Source organism: Flavobacterium sp. WC2509, assembly GCF_052683105.1.
Window position 1 is genome coordinate 4,189,948 of the sequence record NZ_JBQZFG010000001.1, and the last position, 19,658, is coordinate 4,209,605.

The following is a 19,658-nucleotide window of genomic DNA, read 5'->3' on the forward strand; positions in this document are numbered from 1 at the left end:
TTTTAATGTTTTAAACCGTACAGACTTTAAGTCTGTAGTGATTTATTCTGAAACTGTTATTTCAAAGATTTTGTCCCAATTTTTTCCAGTTACAAAAATAGTTTTGTTTTTTGGGTTGTAAGCAATTCCATTTAAAACATCATCTGGAGTAACTTTTAAAAATTTACGTAATCCCGACATGTCTAAAATCCCTTCTACAGCTCCGGAGGTTGGATTTACAACAGCTATTGCATCTTTTAACCAAACGTTAGTGTATATTTTTCCGTTAATCCATTCTAATTCATTAATGGCTTTTATTTTTGCATCTCCAGAATACACATTGATGTAATCAATCATTTTTTGTGTTTTAGGATCCATTTTCCAGATTTTTTCGGTTTTGTCAGTTTGGTAGATGTAGGTACCATCATTAGTCATTCCCCAACCTTCAATATCTTTGTCGTAAGTAAAAGTTTTTTCAAGTTTTAGCGTTTTTGCATCATATATAAAACCTGTTTTTTCCTGCCAAGTTAATTGGTATAATTTACCATTGACAAAAGTGATTCCTTCCCCAAAGTATTTAGAATCTAGATCAATTTGCTTGAAAATTTTTCCAGTTTTGTAATCGTATTTTCTTAAATAAGATTTTCCATTTTGTCCTGTACTTTCATATAAGGTATCATTATGAAATTCGAAGCCCTCGGTAAATGAATTTGTATCGTGTGGGTACGTATTTACAATTTTATACTTTAATAATTTTGGTGTAACGTTTGAAACCAATTCAATTCTTTTGGTTGCATCCGACGAATCTGAACCAAAATAAACGGTAGCTTTTAGATATTGATATCCTAATTTTTGATCTTTTAATTCAAATTTAAATTTTTCGGTACTTTTTGTACTTCCAACTTTTTTGTCGTTTACAAAGTAAGCAATACTGTCAATTTCTTTCGAATTTGGATTAAGAATTCCTATTGAAACCGATTCAGGAGTCGTAAAATGGGCAGGAAAAGCAGAATCATCGATAGTGAATAAAGAATTTTCACCTTTTTTTGTGTCGCCACATCCAATTAATGTCATTCCTAATGAAATGGCAATTAAGAAGTTATATTTTTTCATGATTTGAATTTTAAAAAGACCAATATACAACGTTATTTTATTAGAGCAAAGCGCTTGCAAAAATATAAAAAGGTTGTATATTTGCACCGGCAAGTCCTACACGACCAGCTCCTGCAGACTCCCCCAGGATGGGAACATAGCAAGGGTACGTGGTTGAGCGGTGCGATGTAGATCGCTTGCCATTTTTTTTATTTTACAAGAATTATGCAAATGTAGTCTTCCTTCGGGAGGATTTTTTTATTTTTAGGCATTTCTAACTCAATATGAATTTATAAACTAGAGCATGAGCAAAGTTGTTTTGATTACTGGAGGATCATCAGGGATTGGAAAATCTATTGGCGAATTTTTACATCATAAAGGATTTGTGGTGTATGGAACGAGTAGAAATCCTGAACGAATTACTGATTCTGCTTTTCCTTTAATTGCTTTGGATGTTAGAAATGCGGATTCTATTCATTCGGTTGTTGCCAAAATCATAGCGACTTCAGGGAGACTTGATGTTGTGATAAATAATGCAGGAGTTGGGATTACTGGACCTTTGGAAGAAATTCCGATGGAGGAAATCAAGAATAATTTTGAGACTAATTTTTTCGGTCCAATTGAAGTAATGAAAGCTGTTTTACCTCAAATGCGTTCACAACAATCGGGATTAATTATAAATATTACTTCAATTGCTGGTTATATGGGATTGCCTTATCGAAGCGTTTATTCAGCTTCAAAAGGAGCTTTAGAATTAATTACTGAGGCATTGCGAATGGAAGTAAAGTCGTTTGGCATTCAAATTACAAATATTGCTCCAGGTGATTTTGCAACTAATATTGCTGCTGGCCGTTTTCATGCGCCAGTTATAAAGGGGTCTGCTTATGAAGTACCTTACGGGAATAATCTCAGGACGATGGATGAGCACGTAGATAGTGGGAGTAATCCAAATGAAATGGCTGAAGCTGTATTTGCAATCATTGAAAATCCATCTCCAAAAATTCATTATAAAGTGGGAGTATTTATGCAAAAGTTCTCTATTGTATTAAAGAGAATACTTCCAGATAAAGTATATGAAAAAATGTTAATGAATCATTATAAGTTGTAATTTTGCACCGAATTTGCGTGAGGGATAGGAGTAAACTACCGAAGTAGTACGGATAGCCCGACCACATTTACAAAAGGCGCGCATAAGCGGTTCGTATATTGCGCCTTTTGTAAATGTGGTCACGCCCTAATTAAGAACACAATTAAATAAATATATATTATGAAATTTTTTATTGATACAGCTAATTTAGCTCAAATTAAAGAAGCACAAGCGTTAGGTGTTTTAGATGGTGTAACTACAAATCCATCATTGATGGCTAAAGAAGGAATTACTGGAAAAAACAATATTTTAAAACATTATGTTGATATCTGTAATTTGGTTGATGGTGATGTAAGTGCTGAAGTTAATGCTTTGGATTACGACGGAATGATTAAAGAAGGTGAAGAATTGGCTGATTTACACAATCAAATCGTAGTTAAATTGCCAATGACTAAAGAAGGTGTAATGGCTGCTAAATATTTTTCTGATAAAGGAATTAAAACAAATGTAACTCTTGTATTTTCTGCTGGCCAAGCTTTATTGGCTGCAAAAGCAGGTGCAACTTACGTTTCTCCATTTATTGGACGTTTGGATGATGTTTCTACTGATGGTTTAGGTCTTATCGAAGAAATTCGTTTGATATATGATAACTACGGTTATGAAACTGAAATATTAGCTGCTTCTGTGCGTCATACTATGCATATTGTAAACTGTGCTAAACTTGGTGCAGATGTAATGACAGGACCATTATCTGCAATTTATGGTTTATTGAAACACCCATTAACTGATATTGGATTGGCTCAGTTTGTTGCTGATTTCGAAAAAGGAAATAAGTAATAAAAAGTAGTCAGTGATCAGTTTTTAGTGATCAGTTGATAAGTAAATATAAAAGTCCCATTTCGCAATGAAATGTGACTTTTTTTGTTTTTGATATAAATCGCTGAAAATTCAATATTTGATTATTGGTTCAAATAAAAATCATATACGCGATTCTCAGCGATTTGGATTATGAGTTGTCCTGAAAAAGGTTGACTCGATTAATATTATAAAATTAGTTAAATCGGGACAGAATTACTTCTGTTCCGATTTATTTTTTTCCATCGTTTTAGTTTAATATTATTTTGAGAATGCGCTTGATTAGGAGTAAGCATATTTATAGACAAATGGACTCTAATTTGATTGTAAAACAGAATAGATTCTTCGACTTGCTTTTTTAAGTTTTCAACATTCTCAAAAATTTCAAATAATCCAAACTCTTCTTTTAAAATTCCATTTACCCTTTCTGCAATTGCATTTTCATAGGGATCATAACTTTGCGTCATGCTTATCCGAATGTTGTTTCTGGATAAACATTCGGTATATTCTTTGCTACAATACTGCAAGCCTCTGTCTGAATGATGTATAAGATTGTTACTGTATTTTCTATTAATAACAGCCATTTTTAAAGCTTCTAATGTAGAAGCTGCCATTAAATTATCCGATAATTTATAGCCCACAATTTTCTTCGAATAGGCATCTGTTATCAGATGTAAATAATGTGTTTTATCTTTAGTTCTAAGGTAAGTAATATCAGCTACCCAAATTTGCTCAGGCCTTTTGATTTCTATCTCTTTAATTAAGTTTGGATATTTACGCATCCAATGTCTTGAATTGGTTGTCTTGTAATATCTTCGAACTTTCGGAACTAATAAATATTCATCTCGTAAAAAATCAAATAATTTATCTCTGCCTATCTTTATTTGATGTTTCTTAAAATCATCTTTCAACATAAAATATAGTTTTTTACCTCCCGTTTTGGGCAGTTTTTGACGCACTGACATCACTAAAGAGTTTAGGCACTCTTTGTCTAAACCTGATTTTAACAGATGTGTTTTTCGTTTATAATAAGCTTGTTTGCTATACCCAAACAATCGACATATTCCCTGAGGACTAATCCTGTAAATATGATTTATTTCTTGGACTGCTTGGAACCAGACTTTTTTACAATCTCAACTTTTAGCTCTCGTTCGGCTATTTCTATAAACTTTTTAAAAACCAACAATTCTTGTTCTTTCTTGGCTAATTGTGCTTCAAGTTCTTTGATGCGCTGAGATTGAGGATCTTTCATAGGACGGCCAATGGTTAGTTTATCTTGATAGGTAAATTTACCATATTTTTTTAACCAACGGGGTATACAGCTGTTACCACGAATATTATAGCGCCTGCGAAGTTCCGCTTTTGTAAATAATCCCTGTTCAAATTCTTTTACTACTTGCTTTTTGAATAGCTCTCCGAAAGTTTGTGGAGCTAACGGCTTTTTGAATTCTTTTCTTTCTGTTGACATAATTAAGGTAATTATAGTCAACTTTTTTCAGGACGAGACATAAGGTAAAAAAAGCCCCATTCTGTTTTATAGAATAGGGCATTTGAATTCATTTTATACTGAACACTGCAGTCTCTGAACACTGAATACTTTTTTCTAATGTCCTCCACCTTCACTTATAACGTGGCTTACTCCTTGTTTTTTTAATATTTGCGGGCAGTAAAAACCATAAAATGCTAAATATGCAAAACCAATAAGTGGTACAATATAAGAGAAATGTGTGTAGCTAATGCCAAATATTCCGTCTGGATTTGTTAAATCTAAATCACAGATACTTCCTTGTATAAGTGGAATTACACCACCACCTAGAATCATCATAATTAAGAAAGAAGATGCTTTTCCTGTGTTTTTACCTAAACCTGCAATAGCCAAATCGAAAATTGACGGCCACATAATAGATAGGAATAATCCGCCAGATATAAAGAAGAATTTAGCAATATCAGGATTTGGACAAACTAATCCCGCAAGCATCATTAATAGACCAGATATTCCAAAAAGCATTAATGTTTTTCCAGCATTTTTACCACCAACAAAACTAACTGCTATAAATAGTAAAATCCAAATTGGGTAAATGTAGAAAGATGAAACATCATGCGCAGCAAAAATGTTTGCTCCAATTATAACTCCAAATCCTAAAGCAGGCACGATAAATTTAAGAGCCATGTTTACTAAATTTGAAGTATTGAAAACATTGACTCCGCCATTCCAACGGCCTATCATTAAACTTCCCCAGTAAAGTGCAATAAAAGGAGCAATAGCGTCCTCTAAAATATTACCAAATTCATGTGTTTTTAATAGAGCTGGTAAATTACTAATGATGGTAACTTCTGTTCCTACGTAAATGAAAATGCCCAGCATACCTAAGTATAATTGTGGGTAGTCTAAAATATTAAATTTAGAATGTTTATGTTCAATTTTTGCTTCTTCTTCATCTACTTTTGCGGGATCTTCGATTTTAGAAAAATTCATGAAAATCGCAACTATAATAAACGCAAGGCCTAAAATTATAAATGGCAATTTGATGTCTTCTAATGAAAGCGTTGTTTTTTTGTTATCACCCATTCCAAAAAGAGCGATTCCTAATAAGATTGCGCCAATAGTTGTTCCGAAAGAGTTAACACCACCTGCCAAAGTTAAACGGTGAGCTCCAGTCGTTGGGCTTCCCATTTTAATAGCCAATGGATTAGCAACAATCTGTTGAATTGAGAATCCTAAACCTACAGTAAATAAGGCTGTTAGGAAGAAAGGAAAACTTTCCATTGTTGCTGCAGGAACGAACAAAAATGATCCAATTGCAGAAAGAATTAAACCCGCTGAAAGTGTTTTTTTATATCCAAATTTTTGTAAGACATCAGATTTTAAGGAAACTAGGAAGAATATTATCGATCCTACAAAGTAAGCAGCATAAAATGCCCAAGCAACTAATTGTGATTGGACTTGTGATAAAGTAAAAACTTTTTTAAAGACGGGGATTAGGATGTCATTGGCGGAACCAACAAATCCCCAAAAAAAGAAGACGATTATTAATGAAATAAATTGTCCCCATTTGGTTTGCACATTTTCTGAATTCATAATTTAAAAATTTAATTTTTTTTGGTTAATTATTAATTTTTTGATGCTGCAAGACTGTAAATGTATTTGTTAAGAATTTTAAAAAAAAATTTTATGATATAAAGTTTTTTACTTTTAAATAAACGACATTATTTCGTCAACAAATGGCAGTTTTATTGCTTTTTAGAAGTGAAAAATCGATATAGAATTGTACTTTTAATAAGGACTTGTGTAGAAATAAAGTATTTAAATTATTAAGAACGCATAAATAAGAGTTATAATTTAAAGAATAGTAAAACAGTATTTCGGCAAATATTTAATTTTTAGGGAGCTTAAATTGATGTTGAAATTAAGTATTGTCTGTTAATTTTACTGCATTATAAAAATATGCAATCTAAGCTAACAGATTTATTGCGCCAATCCAATTCTATGAATTTTTTAGTCCATGAATTGTGTGGTTAAAAATAGAAATAGTTAGTCTTGATTAAGTAGAATGGAGAAGATGTATTTTAAAATAGTATTATTCTAATATTTTTACTTTTACTTCTTTACTGTAATTTCTTCCTATGGGAATTGTATAGGATGAAATTTGAATTCTATTTCCTTCTATCGATTTTACTTTATTTAAGGCAATTGTATAGGATTTATGAATACGCATAAAACGATCGGATGGTAATTCATCTGTCAAGGAAGTTAATGATTTATGAGTGATATAAGTCTTCTCAGCGGTAACCACTTTAATGTATTCTTTCATGCCTTCGACAAAAAGAATTTCATCAATATTTATCTTTACCATTTTTTTATCTACTTTGATAAATAGGTGAGGTTCTACACGATGATTCTCAATTTTGATGTTGTTTTTTGAATTGTATTCTGCTTCAATTTTATGAATACATTTTATGAAACGGGGCAATGGAATTGGTTTCACTAAATAATCCAAGACTTCTAGATCATAACTTTCGGCAGCAAATTCTCTGAAAGCAGTTGTGATAATAATTCGGGTTTTGTATTCTAGAAGTTTGATTAATTCAAACCCGGTCATCATTGGCATGTTGATGTCCAGGAATACAGCATCAACAGTATTAGAATTTATAAATTCGAGACTTTCTAATGAATTATTGAAAGTTGCAATAACTTCAAATTCTGAAAAATTTTCAAAATAATTGAGCAAGACTTTTATTGCTAAAGGTTCGTCATCAATTATTACACATTTAATCTTCATTATATAAAGGTATTTGGATTTTAATACTATAAAAGTTAAATTTTATTGTTTGGTTTATGCTGAAATTGTTTTTATAAATAAGTTTTAATCTTTTTTTAGTATTGGATAAGCCTATGCCTTTTTTGTTTTTTATTGGCGGTGAAATTACAAAATTATTTATTATTTCAAATTCCAGCTTAGAATTTATAACTCTGAAGTTTATTTTAATTTTGAGTTTTTCGTTGTTTATTCCACCATGTTTAAAAGCATTTTCTATTAGCGAAATGAATAATAATGGAGGGATATTTACATTATCAATATCAGATTCAAGATTAAACCGAACTTCCACATTTTGAAACCGCAATTTTTCAATTTCTATATAATTTTGAATATAATCGATTTCTTTTACTAAAGGTACGTATTTGACATCATCAATATCATATAACACATATTCCATTAATTGCGAAAGTTTAATAATTACATCTGGAACTTTGTTTGATGATTCTAATGAAAGTGCATAAAGATTATTTAGTGTATTAAAAAAGAAGTGTGGCTGAATCTGATTTTTTAAATATTTTAATTTAATTTTATTTTGATTCTCCATGATTGCTTTGTTGCGATCCCTTTCTTTGAGCCATGTTAGCATCAAGTAGATTGAAGATGCTACCGCTAGCACATAAAGTTCACCAATACAAACAGCCACAATATGATTAATTTCAAAAGGACTGTAATCTCTATTGGCTTCAGGCCAGATGTTTTTTGAAATTATAAAATAGGTCAGCCCGGTTTTTAATAAATAAACAACTCCTAAACTCGCAATTAGTGAAAATGCATATTTAATGTATTTCGATTTTAATACAAACATAGGAATGAGTATTAATAAATTGAAATATACTAATGGAATATGAAGTGAGAATTCGATTAGATTAGATTTAAATGAATACCCATAATTATTAAAATAAGCTCCCCATCTTAAAAAATTAAGTAGAAAATAGATAGCCCAAAACCAGATATGATTTTGGAGTTTTATATGAGAGTCAATTTTTTTCATTTAGTATCAAGAAATAGTAAAATTGGGTTTAATAAAGGATTTGAGTGTATATTTCATTTTGCAACAATAATCATTTTGTTATTAAAAAAGCTATTTTAATGAAAAAAAAACTGTGAAAATGTAATTACGGTAGAAAATGCATATCAAGAAAACGTTTTCGTAAAACGCATTGTTGATTGAAATATGTCGTTTGTTTAAAAAACAGTGCCGTTGGTTTAATTTATTTTTTTAGAAGATACCATCCATATAATTTTACATCATAACTAACAAAATAATTTAAAAATGAGAAAAATTTTTTTAATCGCAATGGTTCTTTTTACTACGCAAATTACCCTTGCGCAGGTAAAAACGATCAAAGGTTTTGTTTCAGATGCAGCGGGTACTCCAATACCTGGCGCAAATGTTAACATAAAAGGTGAAGGTACTGGAACATCTACAGATTTTGATGGTAAATTTACAATTGATGCAAAAACTGGTGCTACTCTAGTGGTTTCTTTTTTAGGTTATGAAACACGAAATGTAGAAGTAGGTGAGTCATCTTCAATTGTTGTAAGAATGATTTCTTCGGGTTCTACAGCATTGAATGAAGTTGTTGTAACTTCATTAGGTATTAAAAAATCTAAAAAATCTTTGACTTACTCAGCTCAGGAATTAAAAGGAGAAGAGTTAGTTCGTGCCAAGGACGTCAACATTATTAACACAATTGCTGGTAAAATAGCAGGCGTTGCTGTAATAAAAAGTTCTGGTGGAACAGGAGGTTCTTCTAAAGTTACTATTCGTGGTAATTCATCTGTTACAAATAATAACCCTCTGTATGTAATTGATGGTGTGCCAATGTTGAATGTAGGTTCAGGACAACCAAACGATACTTTTGGATCACTTCAGGGTGGAAACCGTGATGGTGGAGACGTTGCTTCACTATTAAACCCTGATGATTACGAAGGAATGACTGTATTAAAAGGAGCATCTGCATCTGCTTTATATGGTAGTCAAGGTGCTAGAGGAGTTATTTTATTGACTTCAAAAAAAGTTAAACCAGGTAAAGAAACTTTTAGAGCTTCTTCTAACTCTACTTTTGAAACTGCAGCGTATTTACCTAAATTTCAAAATGAGTATGTAACTTCAGGAAATGAATTTTCTTGGGGTGCTAAAGGAGCTTCAAAAGATCATGTTAAAGATTTCTTTCAAACAGGTACAACTCAGATTACTTCATTTGGTTTTTCTTCAGGTGCAGATCATTCTACAACTTCTGTTTCTTATGCGAATACGATTGCAAGTGGAATTATTGAAGACAATGAATTGAAAAAACACAACTTTAGTTTGAGACAAACAGCTAAATTCTTTAATGATAAATTAACTGTTACTGCTGCTGCTAATTATGTTTTTCAAAAAATTAATAACAGACCTACAAATGGTTTGTATTATAATCCGCTTACAGGTGTTTATCTGTTTCCAAGAGTTACTGAAGGAGGAAAAGATTTTAATTATTATAAAAATAACTTCGAAGTTTTTGATCCGCTAAGAAATATGATGGTTCAAAATTGGCCAACAATACAAAATTATGCTAATCCTTTAGCTGGTAATATTGACATAGAACAAAATCCTTATTATAGTATTAAAAGAAATACATCAATAGACACAAATGACTATTTGAATATTGCTACAGGATTAAGTTATGAAGTTAATAAATGGTTAACCATTGGTTCTAGATTTAATTATGACAGAGTAAATAATACTTTAGAAAATAAAATTAATGCTTCTACAAATAGTGTTTGGGCTCCTGAGACAGGTAAGTATATAAACATTAATAATTTAAGTGTTCAGAAATATGCTGATTTGATCGCTACTATCAATACTAAATTTAATGATGATTTCAGTTTCTTCGCTAATATTGGTACTAGTATTACTAATTCAAAATTAAATGATCAAACAGTTCTTGATTCAGGAAATAGTGGTTTGAAAGCTGCTAACTGGTTTACAATTCACAATTTTAAAGACACTGAAGGAATTTATCAAAATATGGGTGCAAGCAGAGAAGTGCAATCTATTTTTGCTGCAGCAACTTTTGGATATAAATCGATGTTGTATTTAGATGTTACTGGTCGTAACGATTGGTCTTCTACTTTAGTTAATACAGAAAGTATGTCTTTCTTCTATCCTTCGGTTGGTGCTACGGCTATCCTATCAGAAATGATAAAAATGCCAGAATCAATTAGTTTCGGTAAAGTTCGTGCTTCTTATGCTCAGGTAGGTAATGATGTTGCGGCATTTATAACTACTCCGGTAAACTTGTATACATCGACTAACACTTCTGCAATAAGTCCAGTAACAGGCGTAAGACCGGGTACGACTTTACAACCAGAAAGACAAGATTCTTATGAATTGGGTACAGAATGGAGATTTCTTAATAATAGAGTTGGTTTTGAATTGACTTACTATTCAAATGAGACAAAAAATCAATATCTAACTATTCCTGCTCCAACAAATGCTGATGGTTTTCAGAATTATGCTTACAATGGTGGTGTAATATCTAATAATGGTATTGAAGCGGTTGTTTTTGGTAAAATTATTGATAATGATAAATTCAAATGGGATGCAACAATCAATTATTCTCATAATAATAACAAGGTTACAAATTTACCAACAGATCAAGGTGGAGTAGTGGTTATTACCCCTGATGGAAACAATAATTACAGATATGCTTTGACAGAAGGACAACCTTTTGGAACAATTCAAGGATGGCAACCAATTAGAAATGATAAAGGGCAATTGGTTTTGGATGCAAAAGGTGCTATTCAGAAATATGTGGATAAAAATGATAATCCTTGGGTGAATATTGGTAATTCAAATCCAGATTATATGTTAGGTTTTTCAAATAGTTTCAAATACGGCAATTTTAATTTGAATTTTACTATTGATGGTCGTTTTGGAGGAGAAGTTTTGAGTATGACACAAGCAATTATGGATATTAATGGGGTTTCAAAAGCTTCTGGAGATGCTAGAAATGCTGGTGGTGTTACGATTGATGCTGTGATGCCTGATGGAACAGCAGTTACAAAAATGGATGCAAATCAATATTATTCATCGATAGGAGGTAGAAATGGTTTGTCTAGCGAATATATGTATAGCGCAACTAATGTGACTTTAAGAGAATTGGCTTTTGGATATACTTTTCACCTAGGCGAAAACACAGCTTTAAAATCGGCTAATGTAGCATTAGTAGCTAGAAATTTATTTTTCCTCTATAAAGATGCGCCATTTGATCCAAACATTTCATTGAGTACTGGTAACGGATTACAAGGTGTTGATATTTTTGGAATGCCATCTACAAAAAGTATTGGACTTAACATAAATGTAACTTTCTAATAAAAAAAATAATGATACTAAATAAAATAAAAACAACAGTTTTATGCACGTCATTAGTTTTGGCGGCAAGTTGTACAGGGGATTATAATGATGTAAATACAAATAAGTATGGTATCACTAATGCTGATTTGAAACAAGATAATAATAATATTAAATTACTGTTTACTCCTGTAAATAATAATGTAGTACAATCGCTGCACTGGGAATATCAATTAGCTCAAAGTTTATCAGGAGATATTTGGGGAGGTTATAATGGTATTCCAACTCCATTTGGAGGAGGTGTAAACAATTCTACTTATGATCTAAATCGTGGTTGGGCTAGTTTCCAATGGAACGATGCTTATACCGATGTATTAGCAAATGTCACAAAAGTAATTAACGAAACAAAAGGAACTCCTGCTAGTCAGTATTATGCCTGGGCTTTGGTTATGAAAGTAGAGGCTATGCACAGAATTACGGATTCATTTGGACCTATTCAATATTCTCAATTCGGAAAATCAACAGGTACTACAACTCTTTATGATAGCCAACAAGAAGTATATACTCAAATGTTCCAAGAGTTAGATTTGGCTGTTGCAGAATTTGATAAAAAGATTCAAAATGGTGAAAAATCTACATTTGGAGATGCTGATCAGACGAATTATAAAGGAGATTATTCACAGTGGATTAAATTTGCTAACTCATTGCGTTTACGTTTGGCAATGAGAATTGTAAAAGTTGATCCAGCAAAAGCTAAAGTTGAAGCTGAAAAAGCAATTGCTAATCCTTACGGTGTTTTAGAAGCTATTGCAGATATTGCACTTGTAAATATTACTAATCCACATCCATTATTTGTGGTTTCAAATTCATGGGGAGATGCAAGAATGTCTGCTGATATGGAATCAATATTAACAGGTTATAATGATCCAAGACTTGCAAAATTCTTTAATAAAGCAACAGATCCATTGGTAATAGGACAATACAGAGGTGTTCGTACTGGTATAGATATCAAAGCAAAATCAGATCACGTTGGAATGTCTGCTTATGGTAAAGTAACAGAAGCGAAACAAATTGTTTGGATGACATCCGCAGAAGTTTTCTTCCTAAGATCAGAAGGTGCTTTGAGAGGTTGGAATATGGGTGGTACTGCTCAATCTTTATACGAGCAAGGAATTACTGCTTCATTTGCTCAATTCGGAGTTTCAGGTGCAGCTACTTACATTGCTGATAATACAAAAATGGCAAAAGATTTTGTAGATGCTTTTGATAGTGCAAACAATGGTGTAGCTGTGAATAAAGTTACAATTGCTTGGGATCCAGCGGCTACTAATGAAGTTAAATTACAAAAAATTATTACTCAAAAATGGATTGCTAACTTCCCTGATGGTCAAGAGTCTTGGTCAGAATACAGAAGAACTGGATATCCTAAATTATTGCCAGTACTTAAAAATGATAGTAAAGGTGTTATTTCTACTCAACTTGGACCACGTAGAAATCTTTTTGCTCAATCTGAAATCGACGGTAATAAAGCCGGATATGATTCAGGAGTAGCAAAATTAGGTGGGCCTGATAATGGTGCAACCAGACTTTGGTGGGATACTACTGGACCAAATTTCTAATAAAATCATAATATAGTTGCTTTTTATTCCAGACAGGTTATACACCTGTCTGGATATAAAAAAATAAAAAATTAAAAACGATGCTGCAATATTTTTTTTAATTGAATTTAAAGGATTTATATCCAATCGCTCCGATTTGTAAAGTATTGCTACTTTGTTTTAAGAGCTTATTATTATCGAAATTTCTTTTTATTTTTTAGAAAATAAAATTTATATATCAATAAAACTCAGGCAGTTTTATTTCAAAAACAAAATCAAGAATTAATTTAAATAGAAGATATATGTACCTTTATTAGAGTCAAATAAGGATAATTACATAATGATTTCTAATAAAATTTATAATAAAAAAACATGAGAACTACATCAAACTTAGGTAATGACATAAGCTTCAAAAAAGCAGGTCAGTTTGAAGACACCCGTTTTGAAAAAATCCACAACGTAATTTTTAAAAATGCTGCAGATGCTTCAATAATCGTTGCTCAAGAAATTGCGGACCTGATTCGTACCAAACAAGAAAAGAATAAAAAATGTGTATTAGGTTTGGCTACTGGTTCATCTCCAATAAAAGTGTATCAAGAATTGGTTCGTATGCACAAAGAGGAAGGATTGAGTTTTGACAATGTTATTACTTTCAATTTAGATGAATACTATCCTATGCCAAAGGAGAGTAATCAAAGTTATCATTATTTCATGCACCAACATCTTTTTAATCATGTTGATATCAGACCTGAAAATATAAATATTCCTGACGGAACCGTTGATTTAGAAGACTTAAATCAGTTTTGTGTTGATTATGAAATGAATATTAAAAAAGCGGGTGGGCTTGATTTTCAATTATTAGGAATTGGGCGTACCGGTCACGTAGGTTTTAATGAGCCTGGATCGCATATCAATTCAGGAACACGAATTATTACGTTGGATCATATTACGAAAGTAGATGCTTCGGGAGATTTTAATGGAATTAGTAATGTGCCTAAAAAAGCAATTACAATGGGAGTTTCAACAATTCTTAGATCTAAAAGAATTGTGCTGATGGCTTGGGGGCAAAACAAAGCTTCCATTATTAAAAGAACTATTCAAGGTGAAATTAGTCCTGAAGTTCCTGCTACTTTTTTGCAAAATCATAATAACACCACTTTTGTTTTAGATCAAGGTGCTGCTTTAGAATTAACTCGTTTAGAAACGCCTTGGCTAGTAGGAGAGTGTATTTGGACACCTGAATTAAAAAGTAAAGCAATTGTTTGGCTTTGCCAACATACCAATCAATCGATTTTAAAATTGACTGATAGAGATTACAATAACAATGGAATGTCTGATTTATTAGCTTCAGGAAGTTCTTCTTATGATTTGAATATTAATATGTTCAACGTATTGCAACATACAATAACGGGATGGCCAGGAGGTAAACCAAATACGGATGATTCTCACCGTCCAGAGAGAGCAAATCCAGCTAAAAAAAGAGTTATTCTTTTTAGTCCACATCCAGATGATGATGTAATTTCTATGGGAGGAACTTTTGCTAAATTAATTAAACAAGGACATGATGTTCATGTAGTATATCAAACTTCTGGAAATATTGCTGTTACGGATGATGAAGCATTAAAATTTGCCGAAGTATGTAATGATTTTGTTGAGGGCGATAAATCAGGAATTAATTTTAAATCGGTAATTGATTTTATTAATTCTAAAACACAAGGGCAAAGTGATTCTCTTGAGGTTCGTAAATTAAAAGGATTGATAAGAAGACGTGAATCCTATGCTGCTACGAGATATATTGGATTAAAAGATGAAAACACACACTTTTTGGACATGCCATTTTATGAAACTGGAATGGTGCAAAAGAAACCTCTAGGTCAAGAAGATATTGCCATTGTAAAAGATATTATAGAAAAAATTAAGCCACATCAGGTCTTTGCTGCAGGAGATTTAGCTGATCCGCACGGTACGCATGAAGTGTGTTTGAATGCCATTTTTGCAGCCATGAAAGAGTTAAAATCAAAACCATTTATGAATGACTGTTGGTTGTGGTTGTACAGAGGAGCTTGGCACGAATGGGATATTCATGAAATTGACATGGCTGTTCCATTAAGTCCAGACGAAGTTATGCTGAAAAGACAAGCCATTTTATATCATCAGTCTCAAAAAGATAGAGTAATGTTCCAAGGTAATGACTCTCGAGAATTTTGGGTGAGAGCTGAGGATCGAAATAAAAATACAGCCAAAATATACGATGCTTTAGGTTTGGCTGAATATGAAGCAATTGAAGCTTTTAAACGTTTTGAGTACTAAAAATACCAAAATACCACAATTCTGTTTTTTATTAAATACTGGATTCTACTCTTGAACTAACTAGTTTGGAGTTCAGCATTAATTCACCTTTTTTCTAATATATTTCTCCTATAAAAATGAAATACATTCTAATTTTTTTATTTTCCTCCATTATTTCTTCAGCACAAGTTTCTAAAGAACAATTAAATATGATGCCATGGCCTCAAAATATTGTACTTAGCGAAGGGGCTTTTGTAGTAACAAAGAATTTTAAAGTAAACATTACTGGTGCACCAAATTCTAGAATATTTGTAGGAGCAACTAATTTTTTGAGAAGATTGGATGGAAGAACAGGAATGTTTTTTAACCAAGGATTTATAACTGGTTTAAATGAAGTTCCAGATGCTCAATTGCAAATTAATTGCGTTCGAAATGCAAAAATTGAACTTTATGAGGATGAAAGTTATTTGTTAGATGTTACTCCAAACAAAATTACATTAAATGCTACTACCGATGTTGGAGCATTGCACGGCCTAGAAACGTTGTTACAGTTGTTACAAAACAATAGTAATTCTTTTTATTTTCCAGTTTCAAAGATTTCAGATTTTCCGCGATTTACTTGGAGAGGTTTAATGATTGATGGCGCAAGACATTTTATGCCAGTTGATGTAATTAAAAGAAATTTGGATGGAATGGCTGCTGTAAAAATGAATGTTTTTCACTGGCATTTGGTAGATGATCAAGGTTGGAGAATTGAAATGAAAAAACACCCGAAGTTAATTGAAATGGCATCGGATGGGAATTATTATACGCAAGAAGAAATTAAGAATGTTATAAAATATGCCGCTGACAGAGGAATCCAGGTAGTTCCAGAAATTGATGTTCCAGGACATGCATCAGCTATTTTGACGGCTTACCCAGAAATAGGTAGCAAAGTGGTGAATCTGAATGTTGGTTCTGGTGAAAAAGGGCAACAATTTAAACAAGTTCAAACGTATGGTATAGAGAGAAATGCGGGAGTTTTTAGTCCAACACTTGATCCTTCAAACCCAAAAACATACGAGTTATTAAGTTCTATTTTTGATGAGGTTTGCCCACTTTTTCCTGGTAAGTTTTTTCACATTGGGGGTGATGAAAACGAAGGTAAAGATTGGGATTCTAATCCTAAAATTCAAGAATTCAAGAAGAAACATAATTTGGCTAACAATCATGAATTGCAAACCTATTTTACAATGCAATTGGTTCCAATGCTAAAAAAACATAATAAAGTCTTGATGGGGTGGGAAGAAATCATGACCAAAAACATGTCCAAAGATGCCATTATCCATTCTTGGAAAGGGGCAAATGAAGGAGTCCCTGCGGGTAAATCACTAGTTGATGCAGTAAAAGGCGGATATAAAACAGTTTTGTCTAATGGATTTTATATTGATTTAATGTATGGAGTTGAAAATCATTATGCAGTAGATCCAATGCCTAAAAATGCCGTATTGACAGATGAAGAAAAAGCTAGAATTTTGGGTGGTGAAGCAACAATGTGGAGCGAATTAGCTTCACCAGCAACAATTGATTCCAGAATTTGGCCTAGAGCAGCCGCTATTGCTGAACGTTTTTGGTCCAATGAAAATGTTACTGATATTAATAGCTTACGTAAAAGACTGAAAACAGTTTCTTTTAGATTGGAAGAGTTGGGCTTAACCCATTTAAAAAGTAAAGAAGGCTTGTTGCGAAATGTTAGCAATAATCAAAAAAGTGATGCTTTACTTGATTTATCTAATGTTTGTGAACCACTAAAAGGATATACAAGAAACAAGGGAGGCACCGAATATCAGATGTATTCTCCATTGACTTTGTTTGCTGATATTTGTACACCAGACGCTTTTGATTCTTTAGAATTTAACCAAGCTGTTACTGATTTTTTAAATAATAAATCTATTGAAAATCAAACTAGAGTTGAGAATTATTTAAACAAATGGATTAAAATGGATTCTGATTTAATTGCTTTGAGTAAGAATGCACCGCTTGTTCAACCTTTATTACCATTGTCTAAAAGTTTAAATGATATTTCTCAACAGCTTCTGCTTAAGATTAGTAAAAAAGAAAATGTAGATACCACTACATTAAATAATTTACTTGAAAAATGTAATTCGAAAGAACATGCTGATGTTGAACTAACAGTATATAATAGCTTGAAAAAATTAGTTCAAGCATAAATTTAAATTCAAAATGTAAAGTTGTATTCGTTAAGATTGATTTTAGTTATTTGTTTTTTTCTTTTATTTCTTTGTTTTGAATTAGCGTTGTTTTTCTTTGAGAACAACTATTTAACCTGGTAATTCGTTGCCAGGTTTTTTATTTTAAATTTTAAAAAATGAAAAAACTTTAGGATCTTAGTTTCTTTGCACCTCTGAACCTTTTTTACTACTTTTGCACAAAATTTTAATAAAAAGACATTCATGTTAACAGTCAATAATTTATCAGTTCAGTTTGGCAAACGAATTTTGTTCGACGAAGTAAATACAACTTTCACGCACGGAAATATTTATGGAGTAATTGGAGCCAATGGTGCTGGAAAATCTACTTTTCTTAAAATAATATCAGGTGACATGGATCCTACTTCGGGACATATTCATTTGGAGCCAGGAAAACGTATGTCGGTTTTGAATCAGAACCACAACATGTTTGACGAACATACGGTATTAGAAACCGTGATGATGGGTAATAAAGTTTTGTATGCTGTGAAAACAGAGATGGATGCGCTTTACCTTGATTATAATGATAAAAATGCAGATAGAATAGGGGAATTACAAGTGCAATTTGAAGAAATGAATGGTTGGAATGCCGACTCAGATGCTGCTTCAATGCTTTCAAATCTTGGAATTACAGAGGATAACCATTATACTTTAATGGGAGATTTGGAAGGAAAAATTAAAGTCCGTGTGCTTTTGGCGCAAGCCTTATTTGGAAATCCAGATTTACTAATCATGGATGAGCCTACCAATGACCTGGATTTTGAAACTATTGCTTGGTTAGAAAATTTCTTGGCAAACTATGAAAATACAGTAATTGTAGTTTCTCACGACAGACACTTTTTGGATTCGGTTTGTACACATATTTCAGATATTGATTTTGGTAAAATAAACCATTATTCTGGGAATTATACTTTTTGGTATGAATCAAGCCAATTAGCTGCTAAACAACGTGCACAACAAAACAAAAAAGCTGAAGAAAAGAAACAAGAATTGGAAGAATTTATTCGTCGTTTTTCTGCGAATGTGGCCAAATCAAAGCAAGCTACTTCTCGTAAAAAAATGATTTCTAAATTAAATATTTCAGATATTAAACCATCTAGTCGTCGTTATCCCGCGATCATCTTTGATCAGGAACGTGAAGCTGGAGATCAAATTTTAAATATTCAAAATTTGAGTGCTTCTGTTGATGGTGATTTGCTTTTTAAAGGAGTAGATTTGAATATGGCAAAAGGAGATAAAATTGTTCTTTTCTCTAAAGATTCTAGAGCTACTACTGCTTTTTATGAAATTCTAAACGGAAATCAAGTTGCAGATTCTGGAACGTATGATTGGGGAGTTACAACTAATCAAGCATATTTGCCAGGTGATAATCATTCGTTTTTTGAAAATGATTATTCTCTTGTAGATTGGTTGCGTCAATGGGTAAAAACGGAAGAGGAAAGGGATGAAGTAAATATTAGAAGTTTTCTAGGTAAAATGATTTTCTCTGGAGAGGAAGCTTTAAAAACTTGTAATGTATTGTCAGGAGGAGAAAAAGTACGTTGTATGCTATCTCGAATGATGATGGAAAGAGCAAATGTCTTAATGCTAGATGAACCAACGAATCACTTAGATTTGGAATCGATTACCGCTTTCAATAATTCATTAAAAAACTTTAAAGGTTCAATTATTTTTACAACGCATGACCACGAATTTGCACAGACTGTTGGTAATAGAGTAGTGGAGTTAACACCAAAAGGTGCTATTGACAGATATATGACTTTCGACGAATATTTGGATAATGAAGGTGTACAGGAATTGAGAACCAAAATGTATTCTTAATTTTTAGACTTTATAAAACTAAAAAACTCCTAT

At 32.1% G+C, this 19,658-nt stretch carries 12 protein-coding genes and 1 other RNA gene; 8 read left to right on the top strand and 5 right to left on the bottom strand.

Going from position 1 to position 19,658, the window contains the following annotated elements:
- Positions 1–42: 42 nt before the first annotated feature.
- On the bottom strand, positions 43–1,092 hold the full coding sequence (locus tag ACUN3A_RS17330) for a glutaminyl-peptide cyclotransferase (RefSeq protein ID WP_445552540.1): 1,050 nt from the start codon (positions 1,090–1,092) through the stop codon (positions 43–45).
- A gap of 87 nt (positions 1,093–1,179) precedes the next feature.
- On the opposite strand from ACUN3A_RS17330, the gene ffs reads away from it, so the two are divergent.
- The 3 genes from ffs (at position 1,180) to fsa (ending at position 2,995) form a co-directional block, all read left to right on the top strand.
- Positions 1,180–1,277, top strand: an RNA gene (ffs, locus tag ACUN3A_RS17335) — signal recognition particle sRNA small type.
- A 98-nt stretch (positions 1,278–1,375) separates the two neighbouring features.
- Entirely contained in the window at positions 1,376–2,179 is an 804-nt protein-coding gene (locus ACUN3A_RS17340; RefSeq protein ID WP_445552541.1) for an SDR family oxidoreductase, read from the top strand.
- 159 nt (positions 2,180–2,338) lie between these two features.
- A complete protein-coding gene (fsa, locus tag ACUN3A_RS17345; protein ID WP_445552542.1) occupies positions 2,339–2,995 on the top strand; it encodes a fructose-6-phosphate aldolase in 657 nt (218 codons plus the stop codon).
- 218 nt (positions 2,996–3,213) lie between these two features.
- On the opposite strand, the gene ACUN3A_RS17350 is transcribed toward fsa, so the two are convergent.
- From ACUN3A_RS17350 to ACUN3A_RS17365, 4 genes are all read right to left on the bottom strand, one after another.
- Positions 3,214–4,481, bottom strand: a protein-coding gene (locus ACUN3A_RS17350; protein ID WP_445550800.1) for an IS3 family transposase whose coding sequence is annotated in 2 segments (ribosomal slippage) — positions 3,214–4,142 and positions 4,142–4,481 — 1,269 coding nt in all. Because the reading frame shifts where the segments join, the coding sequence is not laid out codon by codon here.
- A 135-nt stretch (positions 4,482–4,616) separates the two neighbouring features.
- Positions 4,617–6,092 carry an MFS transporter gene (locus ACUN3A_RS17355; RefSeq protein ID WP_445552543.1) on the bottom strand — a complete coding sequence of 492 codons (1,476 nt, stop codon included), beginning with the start codon at positions 6,090–6,092 and terminating at the stop codon, positions 4,617–4,619.
- Between the two features lie 499 nt (positions 6,093–6,591).
- Positions 6,592–7,293, bottom strand: coding sequence for a LytR/AlgR family response regulator transcription factor (locus tag ACUN3A_RS17360; protein ID WP_445552544.1), 702 nt, complete (start codon positions 7,291–7,293; stop codon positions 6,592–6,594).
- Positions 7,283–8,137 carry a sensor histidine kinase gene (locus ACUN3A_RS17365; RefSeq protein ID WP_445552545.1) on the bottom strand — a complete coding sequence of 285 codons (855 nt, stop codon included), beginning with the start codon at positions 8,135–8,137 and terminating at the stop codon, positions 7,283–7,285. The genes ACUN3A_RS17360 and ACUN3A_RS17365 overlap by 11 nt, the downstream gene beginning before the upstream one ends.
- Before the next feature lie 468 nt (positions 8,138–8,605).
- Between ACUN3A_RS17365 and ACUN3A_RS17370 the strand changes: the two genes are divergently transcribed.
- The 5 genes from ACUN3A_RS17370 to ACUN3A_RS17390 all read left to right on the top strand — a co-directional run bounded on the left by ACUN3A_RS17370 (position 8,606) and on the right by ACUN3A_RS17390 (position 19,625).
- Complete coding sequence (locus ACUN3A_RS17370) at positions 8,606–11,689, top strand: SusC/RagA family TonB-linked outer membrane protein (protein WP_445552546.1); 3,084 nt, start codon at positions 8,606–8,608, stop codon at positions 11,687–11,689.
- Between the two features lie 11 nt (positions 11,690–11,700).
- The gene (locus ACUN3A_RS17375; protein WP_445552547.1) at positions 11,701–13,287 is read left to right on the top strand and encodes a RagB/SusD family nutrient uptake outer membrane protein; all 1,587 of its coding nucleotides are present in this window, start codon (positions 11,701–11,703) and stop codon (positions 13,285–13,287) included.
- Between the two features lie 351 nt (positions 13,288–13,638).
- Positions 13,639–15,576: a glucosamine-6-phosphate deaminase gene (gene nagB, locus ACUN3A_RS17380; protein ID WP_445552548.1), complete on the top strand. Its 1,938-nt coding sequence runs from the start codon at positions 13,639–13,641 to the stop codon at positions 15,574–15,576.
- Positions 15,577–15,692: 116 nt separating this feature from the next.
- Positions 15,693–17,765 carry a beta-N-acetylhexosaminidase gene (locus tag ACUN3A_RS17385; RefSeq protein ID WP_445552549.1) on the top strand — a complete coding sequence of 691 codons (2,073 nt, stop codon included), beginning with the start codon at positions 15,693–15,695 and terminating at the stop codon, positions 17,763–17,765.
- Between the two features lie 243 nt (positions 17,766–18,008).
- Positions 18,009–19,625: an ABC-F family ATP-binding cassette domain-containing protein gene (locus ACUN3A_RS17390; protein WP_445552550.1), complete on the top strand. Its 1,617-nt coding sequence runs from the start codon at positions 18,009–18,011 to the stop codon at positions 19,623–19,625.
- Positions 19,626–19,658: the final 33 nt, after the last annotated feature.